The organism is Bacillus crepusculi, assembly GCF_014764715.1.
GTDB lineage: Bacteria > Bacillota > Bacilli > Bacillales > Bacillaceae > Bacillus.
The window spans coordinates 20,591-41,113 of the sequence record NZ_JACXXE010000012.1; the positions used below are offsets into that span (position 1 = coordinate 20,591).

Consider the following 20,523-nt stretch of genomic DNA (forward strand, 5'->3'; position numbering starts at 1 on the left):
TTTATAAATCTATTTTTTTGGACGTAGCAGCTAGATATTTTGAACCGTCGAGCGGTACCGATCCATCAAGCGTCCAATATTTCTGTTTGATAATGACACTGCCACTCTGATCATTTGATACATGAGCAGCCATGCGGAATGTTACTTTCCCTTTTTCTTTATTTTCGTGTTTGAAACGAGAGCGAAGTGTAAGAGCTGCTTGTTGATCCGTTTCGTTTCTGGCTCCTACCATGACATATCTTGTACGTCCAAGAACTTTCATTTCTTTTTTGAGTTTCATGGCCAGCTTTAAAGATTGCCTGAAGCGCACTGGAATATCTGTTGAGTTACGCGATCCGCTCAAATAAAAAGTGCCATTCAGCAAAAACTCTCCATTCAGCAAGATCGGTATATGATCAAAAAAGCCCACTCTGCTGCGCAGTGTGAGCCGGTTATGATAATCTTTAATTTCTTTTACATCAGTATGATGAACGCTTGTGAATTTGTAAGCCAAGTGTGCAGGCTTTAAGTTTTCAAGCGTCTCCACAATGTATCTGGTGTTCTGCAGGTCATCCAAATTAACACGAAGGGAGAAATGATAACGGCCTGCCGTTAGACGAATCACTGCACTAGGATTCTTCAAGAACCGGTTGACTGCCCTCTCTAAAGAAGCATACGTAATCGGTGGAATGTTGGACATGAGATTCAATATACGTGCCCTGCGCAGTTCAATTGAATCACCTGACTCACGCTGCACCTTCAGCATCCTTTCCCATCGATCCAACCCCCATGTTGCTGTGATCGGAAAAAGCTGATCAGTCATATCAAAAATAGAATCATCTAGCCTTTCCATCTCTGGAGCCTCTGATCTCATTAATTCATCAAATTCAGTGATCTCCGTTAGGTAGGAAGGTAAATAGGCTTTCATATCATCATACTTGCTCAATGACGTTCACCTGCCCTAGACGCGGGATTTCAATGTCTTGGAGGGGCAAGTTTTTGGCTTCGCCGTTTATCAAGACATCCGCATAATCAGATACACTATCCGCATGATATAAAATGTCATTGATCGCTGACATTCTGATCACATTTTCTTCAAAAGCAAGTGATTTTAGGAGAGCCTTGATCTTCTCCTCTATTTCTTGTTGAGCATCTTCAAGTGAATAGTCCATTTTAAGCTCTACAGATACAGACACCTCTACATCTTTCCATTTGGCACTTTCAACAGTTGCGGTCGCTCCAATCGGTGCTTGACCTTCCCCTTCCCCTGGAACCGGATCAATGTACTCTTGGACCTTATTGACGAGCAAATCCGTCGCAACATCAAAATTCCCATCTGTGATGACAACTTTCACTGTGCCTTCCCCGTTCCAAAGAGGAAAAACCTTTGCTCTGCCAACTCCTTCTACTTCTTCAGCCCACTTTTTATAATGTGCTTTATTAGCGCTAACAGCCTCCCGCCTTGCCCTCATCAAGTACCGCTCATAAAGAGCTTCATCATCTTCTTCCTCTTGCCCTGGTATCTTCAATTCTTCAAATATGACAGACTCCAGCCCTGGTATGTTATCGAGTGATAGGAGCGGCAGCTCTGCAAAATTCCCGTTGCCTACAGCACCAGTCGTTTCACATTTCAAAGTTCCATCGGATTGAAATTGAAAATATAGACTATCAATGTAGAACCTTGATCCAGTTGGTATTCTGATAGTTTTAGGTGTCACATCAACGGACCATACAGCACTTGTGGCAGCTTTACGAGTGATTCCAACTTCAGCAGCTCGTCTATCTAAAAATTCTCCCTGCGCTGTATCCGCAAAGACAAGATCGAATACCTGATCAAGCCATATATAAGATTGAGCAAGTTCCGCAGCTGCAGGAGCCAGCGCATTCCATATAACGCTGTTTTCACGTTTATCAATATCATCGGGTATACGTTCCAACATGCGTTCCATGATGGCTTCATACGATTGTTCTTCAAACATCTTCGCCAATCACCTCCTCGATCTCCAAGGTTCCCTCATCTGTCACCACTTCAAATATCACCTTAAAGGCTGCCCCCTCTTTAGTGATCTCAAAATCTTGAACACTTTCGATTCTCTCATCAACAAGAAGTGCTTCTTCAATGAGCCGCGGGATCTCCATCTCCTTGTATTCGTCCGTTGATTCTTCATCAGACACAGCTTCTTGAACCTCACATCCTACATCATGGCTATAAACGGCATGTGAATATCGTTCCGTTCGCAAAGCCATATAGACAAATTGGCGAATGGCATCGAGACCATTAATCTTTTCATTGGTTAAACGGCCAGACTCAAAGTCGATTCGGTAGGTGGTCGAAGGTTCAACAATATCCTCTTCATCCTCCTCGAAATCTTCGATTTCTTCTTCTGGAGAGAGTGCCATCATGAACCACCTCCTACTACTTTATCTAAGATGTAAAACGTCTGGCCGCCTGTCATTGCAAGGACCATGACACTATCGCCTTCTTCTAGCTCATCATCTTCCCCCTCATCTAAGCGGGCTGGCCATATAAGCAAATCTTCAGGAATGATGAGTTTGTCATTTTCATTTAATCGGATGCTTAGAGGAGAAACAGACACAACATCACCGAGTATCAATTCAGTTGGCGATTGTGCATCAACCGCATTGACGGCCAATCGCTTAATTGCATCGCTTAGTTTCATGACTGATTCCCCGTTGGGATTGTATTCTTTTCAACGACATCGATCGTCATGGTGTGTTTGGTTCCTTTAAATTCATGGCTGTCTTGATCGATCCAGTACGTTTTTTTAATGCCGATATCAGGAATGATAATGCGTACTGGCATGCCGCTTTGTAATCCAGGAATACCTAGAGCTTGAATACTTTTCAGCTCTTTTTTTACGCCTTTCTTTTGAGCCAGTCGGACATCTGCTCTCTTTTGCAGCTGTGCTTTGTTGATCTCTCCTGACACTCTTTCAACGTGCTGAAGGATACCGTATTTACTTCTAGCAGCACTATCATTCGCCACAGCCAGCATCTCAATCTCTTTCTTTTGCGTGACAGTTTTCGGCTTCGTAGGTTTGGTCGTTTTCTTATCTTTTTCTTTATCTTTGTCAGTAGTCTTAGATTTCTTTTTTTCCTTCTTCAGCACCTTAATTTTTTCCACATGTGTCGCTCTCATCTTCACACGTGTGGCTGTTTCCTCAATCGAGGTGCTGTACTGATAATCAATGAGATTCACGCCTGATTCAATGACCCATACTTCGGACGGATCAGGCCAAGCTCTCAGCCCCATTTTGCCTTTAGAAGAATAAATCTGATAGTTACGTCCTGTTTGTTTCTTTGTTTCTCTTAGAGCCTGCAAGATGATGTCATATAGGCTTGTATCGTTTTTGAATACAAGTGATTTAATGACATGGCCAGTGTTAGCGATCGACGTCATCGGGATCTGAAAATCTTGACCAAGCCGCTTCATTATCTGATCAGCTCTCTTATTGGAAAAGACATAGACATCCTGGTTCTTCACCAAGTACTGAAGCATGTCATAAGCAGTAAAAGTGAGCTTTTCATCTTTGGGCGTTCTTGCAAACACCGTTCCTCGAAAGAGTTCTTTTCCTTTCCATTTGAAAAGAACAGTGTCACCCTCTTTGATGCTGTAATACTTTTGACTTCCTTGCTTTGTAACGATAGTCGCTTGAATTGAGCGGGGGGCCTGATACCTTTGCCCCCGAAGTGTCACACTCTCTGTCACAAGCTCGTACATGGTCCCGCTTCTGATGGCAAAAAGCTCAATCAATGTCAGCCCCCCTATTGTGGTATTTTTAATTTTTGACCAGGGAAAATCCAATGCCCTGGTTGTCTAATATTGCGTCTACTTCGTTTGATCATCGCGGCTTTATTCGCATTCCAAATGCGGCGCCATTTTGTGCTATCACCATAGAAGCGGCCAGAAATATCCCACAAGGTATCACCCTTTTTAACGGTGTACACTTTTGGTGCGCCTTTTGAGCTGCGTTTTTTGCTGCTCTTTTTGGCTTTCCGTTTAATTTTTCTAGGTGATGCGGTTTTGTATTCTTTCAGCTGCAGCGTGAATTCTCGATCACCAACATCATAAGTACCTTCATTGTGATTGAAGCTTTCTATGCTGCATTGCATATTGATTTTGGTTCCAGTAACGATAAAGCGTACAGGCTTCTTTGAACGCATCATTCGTTCAATTTTCGCTATCGCATTCTCTGGTGATGGAATGCTTTTATATTCAGCGATCGGTGTATACTTCTTGGGAAAAAAGGCTGTAAATGAAATTTGGCGAGCCCCTGGTACATCCAAGAATGTGAGCTCGCCAAATTTTGATACTTTGATAGATTCATTTTGTACGTTGTTATTGAGTTCCAATTTCTCAGGAAGAACAGGGAATCGTAATTTGTCCTTCCCTTGCGAAATCCACAATTGATATTTTGATTTAGCCATCGATCACGACTCCCTTCGTTCCTGTGTTGATTTCATTCTCTAACTCATCAATCAACATCTGTTTGATCTTCTCTGCAAGCCCTTCTGCATCTTGGCCATTATGATAATGCTGTTCACCATTAAAATTAATGATGATCTGTTTTGATCCACCAGAAGCAGAAGGTGCATTCGCTGTGCCGGCTGTTACTGTTTGCACCTGCCCTTGTGAAAGCTCAGATGATGTAGCGGTGGCCGGATCGTATACGTCCATTCCTAAAGCCTGTGCAGCTTGAGCCAACAAGTAGCGACCACGTATGCCACGCTCTTCAGGAATAATCCATTCACGCTTGTTTCCTTCACCGACTCTAGCGATTTGTTCTTGCGTGATTAGACCACCGTTTGCATACCCCTTATATGGTCCACCGTTTCTGATACTTCTCAATCCAGGTGTATTATAGACACTTCCATATCTGCCTTTGATGTAATTGATAGCAGCTGCAGCATTATGAATCGGGTTCCAGATGTCGTTCATGCCGCTTGCCTTATTAGAATTAAAGGTCGGATCAATGGTTTGCATCAATCCTTTTGACGGCGTTCCTCTCTTGGCATTTGAATCCCATAGGTTGATCGCTTTCGGGTTTCCACGTGACTCATTCTGTGCGATAGTCATCAAACCAGGTAGCCAGCTCATAGATGTGCCGGTTGCCATTAAAGCAGCCATCAGCCATTGTTGAACACTCAGGTTAGATGCACCCATTCCGCTAAATGCAGCAATTAAGGAACCGGCTTGATTCTCTGCGAATTTCTTTACATCAACTGAATCAAGACCTTTGACGACACCGATTGATGCGAATTTCCCAAGACTCATCATGACGCGTGAAGGAGAATGTATATCTAATTCTTCTCTAAACGCCTGTTCTACTTTCTTCGCCATTTCTTTAGCTGCTTGTGTCACTTCGCTTCCTTTGGAACGCATACCGCTGTTGAATGAGTCAATCAGTCCACTGCCCCATGTAGGTGACTCTTGTCGGGCAGATAAGAAAGGTTGTCTTACATTTTGATCTAAGAATTGACCTGTACCGGTTGGTGTCATGTTTTGACCTGCGGCAAAGCCAGTGACAGTTTGTGCTCCATACTGCGGAGTCGCTGCCTGAATTTGAGTAAATGGCTGCTTGATATTAGCTTGTTTCCACTGTTCAAGTGAAACGACTTTGCTGTTTAACCCTTTTTCAAAGTCAGTGCTAAACTGTTCCCCGTATTTTGATGCGTTGGCCGCGTCTCCAATTGATACCGATCCACTTGTAGAAGTGGAAACTGATGAAGCGGCTGCCGGTCTCATAGGAGATGATGAACCAGTTTGAGAAATTGGTGAAGCACCGCTTGGCATAACAGACATTCCAAGGTGAGAAGCAGCCTGAGCAAGCAACATCTTCCCCCGTCCTTTATTGTTTTCAGTTGGGATGACAAACTCTTTTCCTGCTTCTCCGATCCACGAGAGTGTTGGCTTTGTGATATAACCACCGGTGGCTTTCTGATCTGGCTTTTTTCCCTTAGTAGGGATTTTTTTATACCCTGTCTTTTCTTCACCTTTTTTTTCAAAAATTTTAAATACATTTCCGGTGGTTTCTTTAATTTTACCGACTACATTTCCTACAACTCCAAAGATACCTTCCCATGTTTTTTTTAAGTTTTCAGCATGTTTTTTTAGTGGATTAAACACTTTTTCCTCAAACCATCCACTCACTACTTTCCAAATACCTTTGATGATTGTCCATGCATCCTTAAATTTCTCCCACACGAAGGTAATCGCTGGCTCTGCATACTTTTTATATGGTTGCCACACATACTCATCAAACCATGTTGCGAGCACCACCCATGATGTTTTAATCCAGTTCCAAGTGTTTTTAAATAGGTTCCAGATAAACATGATGGCTGGCAGACCAACGTTAATAAAAGGCTGCCAAACGAAAGTATCAAACCATACCGCAAATGTACCCCAGACAAACTGAATCCAATTCCAGAACTCGGTTAATTTATTCCATACCCATACGATGGCTTCAATCGCCACTGATCCAAATGGTTCCCAGACATATGTCATAAACCATGCTGAGAAAACGGACCAGGTGATTTGTATCCAGTTCCACAATTCAACGATCTTGTTCCATACCAGGGTGATTGCAGTAACCGCCACTTGTCCGTACGGAGTCCATACATTGTCCATGAACCAAGTTGATGCAGCTCCCCATACGGTACTAATCACTTCCCACGCAACGACAAAAACACCAACTACAAAGTTGATGATCGGTACTGCAAAGTTATAAATCGGCAGCCACACGTTATTCATGAACCATGAAGAAAGCTGCCCCCATTTCTCTGTGATCCAGGTCCATGTGTCGCTGAAGAACGTTGTAATAGGAGTTAGCACATTATCATTGAACCAACCGGAAACAGTGCTCCATGTGTCTTTAATCCATTGGACTGCATTTTCCGCCCCTTTTACAAGCTCATCCCATTTCTTTTTGATAGTTCCGTCATCGAACATCTTGCCGATCCAATTACCGAGATCGCCGCCAAAGATGCTCCCTAATACTCCACCGATAGCTGTTCCGATTCCAGGGGCGATCAATGTACCAAGCGCAGCTCCACCGATACCGCCGCCTAGATTTCCCATGAATCCACCGATCTTTTCGCCTTTGTTGTCATTATTCATGCCAATTAACTCGGTGGCTGCTATAGCTGTACCGAGAATAGGAATACGTTTCCCGATGCTCTTTGCACCTTTACCGACTTTACCTAACAATCCACCGCCACGCGCTTGGTTTGGTGTGGTTGGTCTTACTGGATCTCCTCTATTGATCCAAGGCTGACGATATTCAGGAGTTCGTGGGTTCCTTGGCGGTCGCCCTGCTCCTCCAGCTCCGCCGATTACACCGCCGCTGGTTCCTGCTCCCATTCCTCCTCTTAAACCTTTGCCCCATTTGTAGACAGCAAAAGCGCCAGAAAGAATGGATTTAAGCGGCTTTAATAAAGTGGCCACTTTTCCTAAGAACGCAAGCGCAAACGCATTGGCAATCAAAGCACCAGCAATTGAGCATTCTCCAGTAAGAGCATTCCAGTTGATCTCACCGATCTTTTTGGCAATACGGATACCTAATTTCACAGGATCAAGGGCTTCAAGAAACGATTCAATGAATATCTTTCCTGCCTTAGCTCCTGCATCAGTGAAACTGTCCTCGGATGATTTGTCATCAATACCAAGTAGACCGTTAATTACACCGTTTATGATGCCACCGTAGGTCTTACCGACATTCTCCGCCATTTTGAAAAGACCAGGTTTCCCCGTCTTCTCCCACCACGCTCCGAAAACATCCTTCGTGTTATCAAGGACGAGCTTCCATCTTGTCTCAAAGCTCATATCTCGATATTTCTCAAGCTGTTCAAAGTGCTTCTGTAATTTGGGGTTATCCTTAAATTTCACCTTGAGCTCTTTCATTTGCTTCTTGGAGAGTTTTTCTCCAGGAAACAGAATTTTAAATTGATCACCAATAAATCCGAATACGCTTTTGGTCGGATTTAAAAAGCTATTTGCAAAGGCTTTACCAGCCTTTTCAGCTTTATTGGAAAGGTCGGTCAGTACAAAGGAGTATTCCCCACGCCATGTTCTAAACGCTTCGAGAGCGGGTTGAAACGCAGCTGCAAGTCCTTTACCCCAAGGCATAAGAATGCTGTTGTTGATGAATGATTTGACACCAAGGAATAAGTTGGCTAGGTTGTCGGACATTTTGATCATCATGTCGTTGTATTTGCCAAATTCCTTCGTTACTTCCGGCCATGTTTGCTTGATGTCTTTTCCGCTCTTTGCAAGTTTTTCGAGCTTACCTCTGGCATCACCAGAGATCGCCCCCATTTCCTGAAGCGCTGCCGTTGCGTCACCGATAGGACGCCCCGATTTAATGCCGTCATATAAACGCCCCATCCATAGCGCAACTTCGGAAAATGGCCGCTGAACACCTGCAGCAACATCCCCGACTAGCTTCATGCCTTCAGTCGTAGAAAGGGCATTGCCCGTAAATACTTGGAGGACGCGAGATGACTCGAAAATTTCATCACGAGTAAATGGCGTTTGACCAGCAAATGCCGTCAGTTCATCCAGTCGTGCATCTGCTTTACCCCTGCTTCCGAGCAAAGTTTCAAACGCAGTGGTCATATTCTGTCGATCCGCTACCATTTTGAGCGGCACGACAATACCACCTGTTGCACCGGCACCGACTCCAAGCAATCCAAGTGTGCTGGTGACAGCTGACACAATCCCCCTCAATGGCTTTGTGATAAGGTCAAGGACCTTGATTGTGGTTGTGTAAGTCCGTCCCAAATGGGTATTTGCAAATGAGACAGCCCCACGTACTGGAGCCGTAAAACGATCGATCGCATTGATCGCTACCCTGTATTCAGTACCGAGGGTATTCCGAGTATAAGACGCTATACGGCTTACCGTGCGCCGGACCATATCAACGGCTCTAATGGTATAGCTGTAGCCCCGACCAAGCTGACGTGCTGCATATGAAGCAATACGTCTGATTCCTGCGGTTGCCCGATCATGGACCGTTATGGCAAACCGTTCTACTTTGCCAAATTTCCGATCGATGTAACGACGCAGCCGGACAAGTCCTGGTGTTGCCTGATCTTTAATACGCATCAACACGCTATGAGTACGCGGCATCTTGCGTTGTAAGAAGCCATTGAACTTTCTCAATGCTTTTGTGGCCAGATCATTTACATCAAGCGTCAGCTGATAAGTTCTAGCAAGATCACGCAATATGAATCGCTGCACACGTCTTAATGCAATTGTGGCATTGTCCCGTACTCTCAATGTGATTGGCCGCTCTGATCTGCGGCGCAATCTATCAAGTCGTTCTAAGTCCCCTCTGATCAAACGCAATTTACGCGTGATCCGGTCTTGTAATTCAAACCGAGCGGTTAAACGAGCCATGTCTTATCCTCCTTTCTTCGATTCCTTTTCAAGCACTTCTAATTTGTGGGCTATTAACCCAAACAAAAAGGCCTTGAATCGCCTTGGCGCTTCATAGACCTCTAAGAGTTCAGACGGGGAGTAATGAAGCTCATGCATGCAGTAATACAGATACACAGCCTCTTTGTTCCCGTCTTTTATTAGTTTTTTGCTTCAGTTTCAAGGTCCTCAATTTCATCTTCAAACCCATTGACCTCAATTGCTTTGTTTAACCAGTTCGCATATTCACCGCCGACAGACAGGACACGCTTTGCCACTTCGACTGGATCTTGGGTGCTGTATGCCTCACGCAATTCCTTTGATTTGAAATCAGGGTAAATGGTTGATTCAACCGCGATACGTGCATAGAAGCGTTGAGAATCCAAGTCTTTTACACGTCCACGACCTTTAACATTTTTGAACGTTGTGTTTTCCTTCTCCAATTCGTCAATACGTTCAGTTGTAATGGCTTTAAATACGAATGGGATCACTTTACCTTCTTTATCAACGAAACGCTTTGAAATGATTGATTTGACCTCTTCCGCTTCTGTTGTTTGTCCTGGCATAAAGAATGAAAGATCATATACGTTGTTTGTTTGTTTTTCGCTCATGTTTAAAAACTCCCTTTGATTTGTTTTTTTGAATGCAAAAAAGCACATCCATTTTTTGAATGTGCTTTCCAATCTTTTCATGTATAATTGAGAACGTACAATTGAACGGCTTGCTCAAGGGTGTCTGGCTCATCCCCGATAGGAAGGGGGTGATGCTCATGTCAACGTTCCAAGCGATTTCCCTAATGCTTTTATTCGGGATGTTTATCCTTGCTTTGTTGACGTATATAAACAAAAAATAGACTCCCCTTGAGCTTTGGACGGTTGAAGGGAAAGTCTATCCTTAAAACTATCTAATTGATAAGCCAGCCCCTTGAAGGGCCTCATTGTACATTGCCGGGATGTTGACGCATCCTGGCTTCTTTTTATTGTATGCAAATCACTTTGCATGTAAACAAGTTTTTTCTCGAATGGTGAATGGTGGGTTCACTATTATCCCATGTATCCCATGTATCCCATTTATCAAAAGTATATCATATTTGTACAAAAAAGTGAAAATACCTTATTTAAAAACACTCATAGTCAGTTCTTTTGTTACATTTTCTATGGTGATTAAATTTTAAAAGGAATCTTTCAGCTTCTCAGGAAGATCAAAGTCCTCAAACGTGAAAGGAACCTCTTCTTCAAGTGCCTCTGAATCGACATCTAGTCCAGCAATTTTAGCTGAATCAAAGTTCACATCAAACAATGTGACACGCTCTGTGCCGCGGCCAGATGATTTGTCATCCAGTACAGCTTGAATGGTGAAGTATGGATCTTGTCCTTTCTTTACATAGTTCAGCATGAGCTGAACGAAACGTGATGTGACTTTATAGAAAGTCGCTGTGCCAGTACCATTCGCACCGGTTGTCTTGTGACCGGTCATACGACGGCCCATGACATTGACCTCTGATTTGTTTTTCTCCACGTTCGCTTCAAATGTTTTAATAAACGCCAATTCCTCACCATCGAGGAATAAGCGTCCTTCCTTACCTGAAATGGTATTCTGCGCTTTAAAAGCCATCTTATTTCACCTCTACATTGAAATAGAATTTTTCAGCTGCATCAACAGGTTGAACAGCTAGATCAATCAAGAAACCGTCACGATCTTCATTTAAAGCGATCGTAATATCTGTTTCAGAGTCAAAGCCAGTGATTCCAGATCCATCTTGGAGCTGCGTGAGATATTGTGTGATGAGTGTTTTCACCAGCTGCAGCCCATCATCAGATGCAGGAATGTCATTGCCGTTGGCTTTGCGTAATTTAATCAGATTCTTCAATTCTCTCGTTAGATCGTTGTTGATCGCATCGAGCACTCGGACAATTTTGTTTTTCCCGAATGTCTTGTTCTTCTCGGTTGTGTAAGTCGTTAAGGAGTTAATGTCCTTTTCAACGCTTACTGTGCGATCTCTCGCATCAAATGTGAACAAGAATTCGCCTTGTGATAAGCGGTATTCCACTTGATCATTATCAAGACGCTCTAACGTATCCACAGCACCCTCATATTCAACAAAGGTTAACGACTGATTGAAGTTGGCTCCTGCAGATGCACCGGCAACCCATGCTGTTGCTTTTGCTGGCGTGATCTCTGTTCCATCTTCTAGCAAGACACCGCTTGTGACATTGATAATTCCTTCATGATCAGCCGGATAGTTTGCCAAAACTCCTTGCACCTTACGTCCTTGATCATCACGCAGCCGCTTGACGAAAGCCACAAATGTCGCTTTTAATTGCTCACTAGTGTTATTAGGCAGCGCGATCACGTCAAAGTATTCTGTCTCAGCTGCTTCAAGAAATGCTGTGTAATCTGCCACGCTTGGAACACCATTTTTCCCACCGCTTAGTGTTACACCAGCGGTGATTGTCACTTCACCTTCACCAGAGAACGAAACATATTTGTTTTGCTTCAGCTCTTTGACATCAGTGACAACCTGCTTATCAACAATGTCTGTACCAACGTAAGTCACCACATCACGCTTGGAGCTATCCAATACGTTTTCAGTGACTTGGATCGTGACCTCATTCCCTTTCTGTCCACCATAATTAGCAAGAACGTTGAAATTCTCGCTGATCTGAGCCTTTGCTGGCTCACCTTCATTCAGGCGATACAAAAGAACCGTTTGTGCTTTTTTCTTCGCTTCTCGGAAAAGAAGCAGTGATTTGTCATCAATGTTTAATCCGACTTTTTTATTTAAGTCCTCGATGCCTGAGATAGAGATGAACGTCTTAGGCTCTCCCCAACTCATTGTGATTGGGAGTGCAACGGTGCCGCGATCACCTAACGTGATACGCTGCTGTGCTGTGGTTTTGAAATTGAAGTAGATACCAGGGCGCTTCTTTTCTGTACCTGGTGTAAAAGTACCTCCATTCATGCTTAAACCTCCTTAGACAAAAAAGCATCAATCTGCTTCTTTGCTTCTGTTTTTGTAATTGGTTGATCTTTGATATAAAAAAGAGCACCCTCAAGGATTTCAGGCTTTACGCCAAACAATTCCTTGCTGTGCTCTTTCAAGGCTTCAAATGAAAATGCTGCTTCTTTAGGAAGAACCGGAGCGGCTTTTTCTTCTTTCACCTGTGATTCATTTTTAGTTTTGCTCACGTTTGATCACCCCGTCTGAAAAATTTATGTCGTCAAGGCTTGGTTGCTCATCTCGGTTGTACCAATAGGCGCTATCCCATGTGAGGACAATCGTTGCCACACCTTGATCTGCAATCCTAGTTTCCGCCCTCTTAATGCGAACATATTGATCAAGCGGTTCACCTTCTACACTAATCATCTGAATGATATTCCGATCAGCTGACAAGGCATCCACTATCGACTCAGCTGCATCATGAGCCTGTCCAGAATCTTTATGAAACACTTTAATATGCAGCGTGTAGGTTTTAAGGAACGTTGAAACAGTATCGTTCCTTGTATTGACCCATGCTGCTGGAAAGTACATCGATGGGATCTGAAACTGTTCAGGAATCTCTTTTTCATATACTTTCACCGGAAACCGCTTGTAACAATAATTCATGATGGCGCCGACTTCTTGATTCATCTAATCACCGTCCAAATCGTTCATCGATCCATTGCTGCAGCTTACGTTCCAATGATTGTTCAAACATCTGCTCAAAGATAGATATTGCATTATCCCAATAGCCGCTGCCCTCAACCCACTGGAACTTTAGAAGCATTCCTGTTTCAGAGTTTGGATCGTATTCAAACCGGTCACCAACCCATCTGCCAGGAACCCATCGCCTGTCCTGATTTTTACTAGTATCAATCGTAAAGTGTCCATCGTTTGTGTAAGATGCATATTCCAAGTTGGTCCCTACATCTAGGGTGAGACCGCCACTGCTCATCGAAAAGACGTTTTCTTGGTCTCCTTTTTGGAATGAGTTGAGCAAACGACGAGCATCCACTGTTTTTGTACGAATGACTTCATCCTGAACAATATCAAGAAACTCATAGCCCATTCCTTCAAGCCATTCTTCATATTCTGCTTGCAAGCCGCCATTAACAGCTGCATTCAAATCCTCTATGAACTGATCAAGACCATCAATCCTCATAGGCTTTCACTCCTCATCGCTATAACCTCAATATGATGGTTTTTAATCTTCCTAGGCTTTTGCAGTTTCAAAGTAATGCCTTCCCATACTACTTTGTCATTTATTCGGACATCAGCATTACTAGGAAAATGAACAAGGTACGATTGATGAATGGTTGCGTTTGGCTCCTGCTGTGTGATGTTTTGATTTCTCTCTGTGAAGTAACATGCTTGATCAACTTGATCAGGCTCATCAGGATATGAAAAGATCGGCTGCGCATCCTGAACCGGCACGCCAAAACGATCTTTTGACAGCTGCTCATTCTTTAGGTGGAAAATATCGCATCGATCCGTTAATAATGATTGATAGCTCATAGCGATCTCAACCTTAACTTGACGTTACCTGGATCTTCTGGCGCTTCTCCTGGCTCAATGAAATCTATCAACAGGTTATACACATCTGGTTTTGATATGGCGTTACCATCTGCCAGAGTATATGAATAATCGCCAATCTTTTCAGACTTGTACCCTTTGATAATGGATTCATCGCCATTTATTAACGCGAAGAACTGCGCCATTTTAATTAATGCGATCTTAGCCTTTTCAGGAAGCGGCTGATATTTACCGCTTGTGAAATCATGACCTGCAATCTTAAATACCTCGGCTTCAGCCTCAATGATGTCACTTTCCAATAGTTCATCTGAGCGGTTTTTCACAGATTCAAATACTGTATATGCCCTAACATCTTCAGGAGAGATCAGCATCAGCCTTACTCTCCTGTTTTTTCTTGTTGCTGTTGATGCTCAAGGATGAAGGCAATTCTTTCACTCTTATCTTTGAGCTGAGTCGGATCGCCGCCAAGATCAATAACAATGGCTTCTTGTTCAGTTTTGTTCATGCCCTTCAGTTCTGTTTCAGTGTAAATTTTTACTTCTTGTGCCGGTTCTTCTTCCTCTTTCACCGGCTCATCCGTTTTTGGATCATCAGCAGGAGCTTTTACTTCCTTACAAGCAAAAAACTCATTGCCATCGAGATATTGAAAAACCTTTTTCTCGATTTCCTTTACTTGATTAAGAAGAAAGACATGACCCATCACAGCGTATGTCTTTCCCTTGATCAATTCGGCTGTATACATGTTGATCACTCCTTGACCTTGACGATCTTAGCAACAGCATCTTCTTCCTCAAATTTGCTGTCGAGCTTCGCAGTCAACACAATGATGAATTTACGTCTGCGAATGTCCTTATCAACCTCGATACGAATATTGCGAGAGAAGCCAAGGATAATGTTTTTCGGATGAGTAAGTAAGATGTCTGAAACATCTGTGCCGTCCTCTCCCATTTCATATGGCTGCATGTTTGCAATACCTTTGACTGGAACACCGAATGCGGAAGAAAGTCCACCTTGTACAGCTGCATCCCCTAGATTTGTTTGACGATCTGCCACTTTGTCCTTCCACTCGACTTCTTGGCCAGGAGACGTATAAAAACGGAATTCTTGCGGAATACGCAGATATTTTGCTGGAACTGCTTTGTATCCTTGTTTAAACACTTGGCGTGTAAGTGGTTCACCAGCTACATCTACGATATGAGATGTTGCTTGCTTACGAATACCATCTAGCTGAGCAAGGTAAGCATCAGATGACGCTGTGTCACCATTAAGGATTAATTCTTCAATGTCTACTGCCGCTCGTTCCGCAAGCATTTGCATGATAGTATTTTGTAAATTATCACCCTCGATGTTATTTTCAAGCGTGTCATATGTGATATTTACTTCAGCGATGACTTCTTTTGCATTAAGCTCCACAGTGCTTGTTGTTGGCGCAGTCTTTTGCTCATTAGTTAAACCTACACCTTCTTGACCAGGACGAAGAATCCGCTGACCAAAACCGATTTTTTCAATTTTTTGTGCATCACTATCCATTGGAATGACACGTGCATCTTGTAGCAGTGTTGGTGCATTTTGCACCATACGAATAAATGTGCTAGATTGGGTCGGATTCATGAGACCGCCTGTTTTTAAAGTAGCAAGCGTCACTTCCGCTTTGTTAATTACCTCTTGATTTCTCACTCTAGTTCCTCCTTTTTCTCGGCTTAAAGCAAGCCGTCCCATACCGTTTCAGATTTTTGTAGGTCTTGTTGTTGATCTCCTACTCCATTACCTTGCGGACGTGCTTTTTCAAGCGCTTCGACTCTTTCAACAACTGGAGCCAATGCCTTTTCTACAGCTGCGGCCATTTCTTTTGCAACAGCTTCATCCGGCTGATTTTCTTGCGGATCAGGTTGCTGCTCGCCTTCTCCTTTTTCAAGGTCATCCAGACGCTTTACGACCGGTGCAATTGTATCCTCTAGCATTTTTTGTAGATCTTCTTTTTTCACTTCTTCGTTCTCCTCCTTCTCTTCCGCTTGACTCAACAGATTGTCGATAGCGGCTCTGGCATTTTTCAATTCAGTTAAGTTAGCAGCTGAAAACTTTCGGCCAGCTTTTGCGACTTCTTCAGGTGGATCAGTTTGGATCCCCGCTAAGTCATCAGTAAGCAAAATCTCTTGTGTGATTTCCACAAAATCTTGCAGTGCTGCCCTTACCTTTTCAGGATCAGTCTCCAAGTCTTCATCGTCGTAAGAATCCCATTTAAACAAAACGGAATTCAGTGCATCTTGTGCCGCCCAAAACTCCCGACGCATGCGGCCTTTGTCGTATCGGTTCTTCACTTCTCCTTTAGAAAAGAAGTTTTTAAGCAAAGAAAAAAGCCCCTTCTCATCAGAAGCTGGCTTGTGATCCTCTTGTTTTCCTATATCCGCTGTTCCGGCCATTGAATATCCGGTGATCTCGCCCTTTTGAATCTGTTCCCAAATTTCATCGGAAGCCTTCGTCACAAGGACCCACGATCCTTTCTTGATAACTTCACCGCCCATTTCAAAATCGGAAGGAGCAATGTAAGATTCAACGACTTCCCCGACACCGCCTTGGAAATCATGCTGCTTATCGATCTCACGTGCATCTTTCAGGAACCCATGAGCGGCTTTTTCAATTTCTTCTGGTGTCATATAGTCTCCATGTGCATCCGCAACGTTTGGTTCGTATACAATACCGTATACAAGACGCTGCGCATCATCAGCCTTCGCAATGACCTTGATCTCTTTTTGAAAGTCTGGCTGCTTTTCTGACTTCATAAAAAAGAACTGCTTTTGATTAGCAGCCTTGTCTACATATGAAACGTGTGTGATCTTCGCATTAAACAATTCGCGTGGCAATTCATTCACCTCCTTTCAAAACCGCTTCTCTAATTTTTTCTTTTTCCTCTGCTGACAATCCTAGAATAACAGGATCAACCACAGGACCAACCGCACAATGACAGTTTACCCTCTCTTTCGGCGTGAGCTGTGTATCTCTCGGAAACATGCACCGCTCTCCGCTGCCTGGTATCTCAAATTCTTCATCCAAAGGGATGATCGTCCCGTCCAGTTGCACATGACTTTCTCTTGACTGATTCTTCTTCCCGCCGCTGTGCTTCCATCGCTTTGCCGTAACCGCCGGTGATTGTACATATGACTCATGTTGAGCGACGGAAGAAGCAGTCAACACTTCAGTTACAGCTGTCACACGTGCGCGCTTGCGGCTGAATTCAGGAAGGTCCTTCAGCTCCAATTCAATCTCCTGGATAGAACGGCCTTCTTTTATACCCTCTTTCAGCGTTTGCTCTATGGCTGTATGAGTATTCAGCTGCATCAGCTGCGCCAATTCCTGTGACCATGATTCAATCCACTGTTCAGTTTTCTCAGAAAGCACCTTGAATGGAATATCTGCATCGATGGAATGCATAATCTTTTCGGCCAGCTGCGTGACAGTCAAAGTCAAGAATATGGCCGTTTCTTTTCCGAACAGCTCCGCAAATTCATCAGCTGCAAACAAGTCATTTTGAAAAAACGCTAGAATTGATTCTAATGTCTCCGAATCGTCTTTGGATATAAAACCATTTAGTGCTTTCAAAAACGTCCTGTGTTGCAATCTGAACAATTTAGCGGTGATTTTTTCGTATTCCTCCACTAAAGATGGAATGTCTTGTAGTTCAGGGAAATCAGCCACCGCCGCTTTGAGTTCCTCAACCTCATCTGCCTCCGCTTTTTGCACAAAGGTATTGATGTTTTTTATCAGCTGATCAATCTTGCTCATTTGCGGATCTCCTCTAGTTCATCCCTAACATCTTTTAAGAGATGGATCAGATCTTCCTGGGAACCCGCAGACTTTTGAAAAACCGTATCAAGCAAGCTAGTTGATGCCTTTGGCTTCGCCTCAATTGGTCGGTGATATTCTTCCTCTGGCCATTCTTCAAGTGTCTTACCAAGAATACGGCCAGCCAGATCACGCAGGTCATTCGGTGAAACCGCTCCTGCTTGAATAAACGGTGTAAGAACCTTTGCGATTTCGAGCGGATCACGAAAGTCAGGTCCATTTAATATGAGTCGCACATGCCAGAGATCGAGATCAGGAAGGAAGAGTGTATTGAGCTTGCCGGTGATGAGCATTCTCTCCGGCTGAAATACCTGCTCTTCAGTTGTCTTTCGAGCGGTGTCAGCTGTCGCCTTGTTATAATCCTGTGATTCGCCAGTATAGATCGGCGGCAGACGGAATGAGGAACGTATCTTGTTTCTCGTCTTCTCATCATATTCAAGGAACAGCGCATCCTCCTGGAGAATCTCGGCCAGTGATTTTATATCCACCTTTACATTAGCCGGCTCTTCATCGTTCGATAGCTCATCCTTCTTCGGAATCCCTTCCACTTCGAGTAACAGGAATTTATGTGCATTGTCTGATCCTTCGATGCCGTTCATGTATTCCTGCAGCTGCTGATATGAAGATTCAGAAAGCATTCCATTCTCTACAGTAATTGCAGCCGGCACATGCCGCCCTTGTTTAAAGTACAGATAGTTCAGCTCTTCAGCTTTGCGCGCTCCATACATATTGACGATGTTACCAATCCAACGAGGAACACCATATGTACCGCTGCCGATCTTGAAGTGAATGACTTCGCTTGCTACAAGATTAGAAGGAGTTTCTTCACTGTATTCTCCCGTAGCAGCGTTCAATGTTCTTGGATCACCGTACTCCTTGAAGAATACTTTTTTAGTGTTGACTTGCTGCACATACTTTCTGAACCGTTTCATTCTTTTCATGGTCTTAACTTCACCATGATCTGTATATTTAAAGTCGATCTCAACGGAATCGCCTAACTTACAAATACGAATATATTGTGCATCCAGATATTCAATACCTGCAGGCTTCCCTGTACCTTCTCGAAGCACTTCGACAAATCCATTACCTGTTTTCTCTCGGTCTTCTATCACATAACCAAGGACCACTTCGGCTGACTCATCATAGTTCATATATCTGGCGAATTCTTCGAGTCTTGTCCATTCTTTCTCAGCTGCATCTTTCTTTTCTTTCGGTGCGTTCTCTGCGTTGAAATCGAAAGTATACTCAATTCCTAAGCCGAAACCTAGAATGTTGGTTTTATAAGCATCTATACATTGTTGAAGAATGGTAGAATACTCGGCTATTTGTTTGAGCTCCTTGATATTGTATGGCGGCTCAATAATGCCATCAGCCTCATAATTAAATCCATCCTCATGAATTTGTTTGGTCGTTTCAGAAACAGTTGATTTAATCACAGTCGCTTTCACTTTATTCATCAGCGTGACCTCCTTTCTCTGTTCGGGCGTGTACGCTCTTTTGGTTTCTCTTTCAGATCGGTGACCTCATAATCATCTAGCGCATACCAGATGGCTGAAAAAGTATGAGGGTCAATCTGAAACTCGTCCTCTATGATATTGCCGCGCTTGTCTGTCTTGTACGTGAGTGGCTGAAGCTCATAGATCGTGTTTTTACATGAATCGGAACAAATGATTTTCTTAAACCGCTTGATCTTCTTGGTGTACTGCAAGCGTGATCCTTGGAACTTATGAGCGGCCACCATGTTGTATCCCATCTTGCGGAAATATGCGATTGTCTTCTGCTCATTATCAGCCTTGATCAGCTCTTTTGTTTCAACGAACTCTTTCAAGTCCTCGACAGTGACATCATCAGTCTTGCCACGATCGTAATACTCCCAATAGATATATAGATACTTCTTCTCATGATCTACAGCCAACCTAACCACAGCGTTATATGAATCAACGAAACCAAAGTCCATACCTGCTCTAAGCAAAGGACGATTGATATTTGAGATGGCCAGCATGACATCTTCATGCGGCTGCACCTCGAATTGTGGTAGGACGCGAATTCCGTTAACGCCAAAATGACCTTTTCGGGCTATGCGATAAAGGTCGGGATCGTATTCTTTTAGTTCGTCCAGCTGCTTGATATAGCTCACAGGTAGAAATAGGTTATCTTCTGCCGTCGAGTGGTGATAGTACGTATCGTTGATGGAGATCGTTCGCTCTTTGTATAACCTTTCATCATCCAGGATAAAGCGGTTGTTTTGATCGTCCTTAAAGAAGTGACGGTATGTCCAGTTGTCTTGGCCAACAGGGTTCGTCGATAGAATCATGTGCAGCTGTAACGTTGGATGACGCAAACGACCAAGCAGCTCCTTGAATCCCTCGTACTTCACTTCTGAACATTCCTCAATCCAAATAATCGAGATGTTGTTGATCGACTTCAGCTTGGCTGGCTTGTCCAAACCTTTGAAAATGATCCGGCTGCCGTTATGGAATTTAAGCATGAGCGGTGATGTCCGGCACTGAATGACATGATCGAGTCCAAGATCATTCACGATCTCTTCAAACAGCGAAAAGGTTGAATCCCTGTGTGTGTCATAGACTTCACGAATCACAAGGGCTGTCCTCTTTTCATCCAGTAACTTTAAGATGAGTTTCAACGCAATGTGATAGCTTTTAGATGATCCATAACCACCCACCAAGAACTGAAACTTCTGATCCCAGTCAAAAAGAAAGTCCTCAAAGTGTGGATTGACCTCTTTTTCCATCAG

23 protein-coding genes are annotated in these 20,523 nt (G+C 43.5%); 1 reads left to right on the forward strand and 22 read right to left on the reverse strand.

Annotated elements, in window-relative coordinates:
* Position 1: 1 nt before the first annotated feature.
* From IEE86_RS16305 to IEE86_RS16345, 9 genes are read right to left on the reverse strand one after another with little or no spacing between them, the layout of a single operon-like run.
* The gene (locus tag IEE86_RS16305; protein ID WP_191098114.1) at positions 2–925 is read right to left on the reverse strand and encodes a YmfQ family protein; all 924 of its coding nucleotides are present in this window, start codon (positions 923–925) and stop codon (positions 2–4) included.
* A complete protein-coding gene (locus tag IEE86_RS16310; RefSeq protein WP_191098115.1) occupies positions 912–1,958 on the reverse strand; it encodes a baseplate J/gp47 family protein in 1,047 nt (348 codons plus the stop codon). Before IEE86_RS16310 ends, IEE86_RS16305 begins: the two co-directional genes overlap by 14 nt.
* Positions 1,951–2,379, reverse strand: a complete 429-nt coding sequence (locus tag IEE86_RS16315; RefSeq protein WP_041506904.1) for a DUF2634 domain-containing protein — start codon at positions 2,377–2,379, stop codon at positions 1,951–1,953. The genes IEE86_RS16310 and IEE86_RS16315 overlap by 8 nt, the downstream gene beginning before the upstream one ends.
* Positions 2,379–2,660 carry a DUF2577 family protein gene (locus tag IEE86_RS16320; RefSeq protein ID WP_191098116.1) on the reverse strand — a complete coding sequence of 94 codons (282 nt, stop codon included), beginning with the start codon at positions 2,658–2,660 and terminating at the stop codon, positions 2,379–2,381. The genes IEE86_RS16315 and IEE86_RS16320 overlap by 1 nt, the downstream gene beginning before the upstream one ends.
* Positions 2,657–3,754, reverse strand: coding sequence for an XkdQ/YqbQ family protein (locus IEE86_RS16325; protein ID WP_191098117.1), 1,098 nt, complete (start codon positions 3,752–3,754; stop codon positions 2,657–2,659). Before IEE86_RS16325 ends, IEE86_RS16320 begins: the two co-directional genes overlap by 4 nt.
* 11 nt (positions 3,755–3,765) lie before the next feature.
* On the reverse strand, positions 3,766–4,428 hold the full coding sequence (locus IEE86_RS16330) for a LysM peptidoglycan-binding domain-containing protein (RefSeq protein WP_144491118.1): 663 nt from the start codon (positions 4,426–4,428) through the stop codon (positions 3,766–3,768).
* The gene (locus IEE86_RS16335; RefSeq protein ID WP_191098118.1) at positions 4,421–9,397 is read right to left on the reverse strand and encodes a transglycosylase SLT domain-containing protein; all 4,977 of its coding nucleotides are present in this window, start codon (positions 9,395–9,397) and stop codon (positions 4,421–4,423) included. Before IEE86_RS16335 ends, IEE86_RS16330 begins: the two co-directional genes overlap by 8 nt.
* Before the next feature lie 3 nt (positions 9,398–9,400).
* Positions 9,401–9,547 carry a hypothetical protein gene (locus IEE86_RS16340; RefSeq protein WP_191098159.1) on the reverse strand — a complete coding sequence of 49 codons (147 nt, stop codon included), beginning with the start codon at positions 9,545–9,547 and terminating at the stop codon, positions 9,401–9,403.
* A 29-nt stretch (positions 9,548–9,576) separates the two neighbouring features.
* A complete protein-coding gene (locus IEE86_RS16345) occupies positions 9,577–10,026 on the reverse strand; it encodes a phage tail assembly chaperone (protein WP_025092910.1) in 450 nt (149 codons plus the stop codon).
* A 185-nt stretch (positions 10,027–10,211) separates the two neighbouring features.
* Here IEE86_RS16345 and IEE86_RS16350 point away from each other — a divergent pair, with 185 nt between their 5' ends.
* Positions 10,212–10,268, forward strand: coding sequence for a putative holin-like toxin (locus IEE86_RS16350; RefSeq protein ID WP_229200408.1), 57 nt, complete (start codon positions 10,212–10,214; stop codon positions 10,266–10,268).
* 317 nt (positions 10,269–10,585) lie between these two features.
* Here IEE86_RS16350 and IEE86_RS16355 read toward each other — a convergent pair whose 3' ends face one another.
* Genes IEE86_RS16355 through IEE86_RS16415 form a run of 13 tightly spaced genes read right to left on the reverse strand, consistent with a single transcriptional unit; the run spans position 10,586 to position 20,520 of the window.
* Positions 10,586–11,029 carry a phage tail tube protein gene (locus IEE86_RS16355; protein ID WP_034282378.1) on the reverse strand — a complete coding sequence of 148 codons (444 nt, stop codon included), beginning with the start codon at positions 11,027–11,029 and terminating at the stop codon, positions 10,586–10,588.
* 1 nt (position 11,030) lies between these two features.
* On the reverse strand, positions 11,031–12,377 hold the full coding sequence (locus IEE86_RS16360; protein ID WP_191098119.1) for a phage tail sheath family protein: 1,347 nt from the start codon (positions 12,375–12,377) through the stop codon (positions 11,031–11,033).
* 2 nt (positions 12,378–12,379) lie between these two features.
* Positions 12,380–12,604 (reverse strand): YqzN/YkzM domain-containing protein, encoded by a 225-nt coding sequence (locus IEE86_RS16365; RefSeq protein WP_065098989.1) that lies wholly within the window; start codon positions 12,602–12,604, stop codon positions 12,380–12,382.
* Positions 12,591–13,046 carry a phage tail terminator family protein gene (locus IEE86_RS16370; protein WP_191098120.1) on the reverse strand — a complete coding sequence of 152 codons (456 nt, stop codon included), beginning with the start codon at positions 13,044–13,046 and terminating at the stop codon, positions 12,591–12,593. Before IEE86_RS16370 ends, IEE86_RS16365 begins: the two co-directional genes overlap by 14 nt.
* Before the next feature lie 4 nt (positions 13,047–13,050).
* Positions 13,051–13,557, reverse strand: coding sequence for an HK97 gp10 family phage protein (locus IEE86_RS16375; RefSeq protein ID WP_191098121.1), 507 nt, complete (start codon positions 13,555–13,557; stop codon positions 13,051–13,053).
* Positions 13,554–13,910, reverse strand: coding sequence for a DUF3599 family protein (locus IEE86_RS16380; RefSeq protein ID WP_191098122.1), 357 nt, complete (start codon positions 13,908–13,910; stop codon positions 13,554–13,556). The genes IEE86_RS16375 and IEE86_RS16380 overlap by 4 nt, the downstream gene beginning before the upstream one ends.
* Positions 13,907–14,299, reverse strand: coding sequence for a protein YqbG (yqbG, locus tag IEE86_RS16385; protein ID WP_191098123.1), 393 nt, complete (start codon positions 14,297–14,299; stop codon positions 13,907–13,909). Before yqbG ends, IEE86_RS16380 begins: the two co-directional genes overlap by 4 nt.
* 5 nt (positions 14,300–14,304) lie before the next feature.
* On the reverse strand, positions 14,305–14,670 hold the full coding sequence (locus IEE86_RS16390; protein WP_191098124.1) for a YqbF domain-containing protein: 366 nt from the start codon (positions 14,668–14,670) through the stop codon (positions 14,305–14,307).
* Between the two features lie 5 nt (positions 14,671–14,675).
* Positions 14,676–15,605, reverse strand: coding sequence for a phage major capsid protein (locus tag IEE86_RS16395; protein ID WP_191098125.1), 930 nt, complete (start codon positions 15,603–15,605; stop codon positions 14,676–14,678).
* A gap of 23 nt (positions 15,606–15,628) precedes the next feature.
* On the reverse strand, positions 15,629–16,789 hold the full coding sequence (locus IEE86_RS16400) for an XkdF-like putative serine protease domain-containing protein (protein ID WP_191098126.1): 1,161 nt from the start codon (positions 16,787–16,789) through the stop codon (positions 15,629–15,631).
* A gap of 1 nt (position 16,790) precedes the next feature.
* Positions 16,791–17,708, reverse strand: coding sequence for a phage minor head protein (locus IEE86_RS16405; protein WP_191098127.1), 918 nt, complete (start codon positions 17,706–17,708; stop codon positions 16,791–16,793).
* On the reverse strand, positions 17,705–19,225 hold the full coding sequence (locus IEE86_RS16410) for a phage portal protein (protein ID WP_191098128.1): 1,521 nt from the start codon (positions 19,223–19,225) through the stop codon (positions 17,705–17,707). Before IEE86_RS16410 ends, IEE86_RS16405 begins: the two co-directional genes overlap by 4 nt.
* On the reverse strand, positions 19,225–20,520 hold the full coding sequence (locus IEE86_RS16415; protein WP_191098160.1) for a PBSX family phage terminase large subunit: 1,296 nt from the start codon (positions 20,518–20,520) through the stop codon (positions 19,225–19,227). The genes IEE86_RS16410 and IEE86_RS16415 overlap by 1 nt, the downstream gene beginning before the upstream one ends.
* Positions 20,521–20,523: the final 3 nt, after the last annotated feature.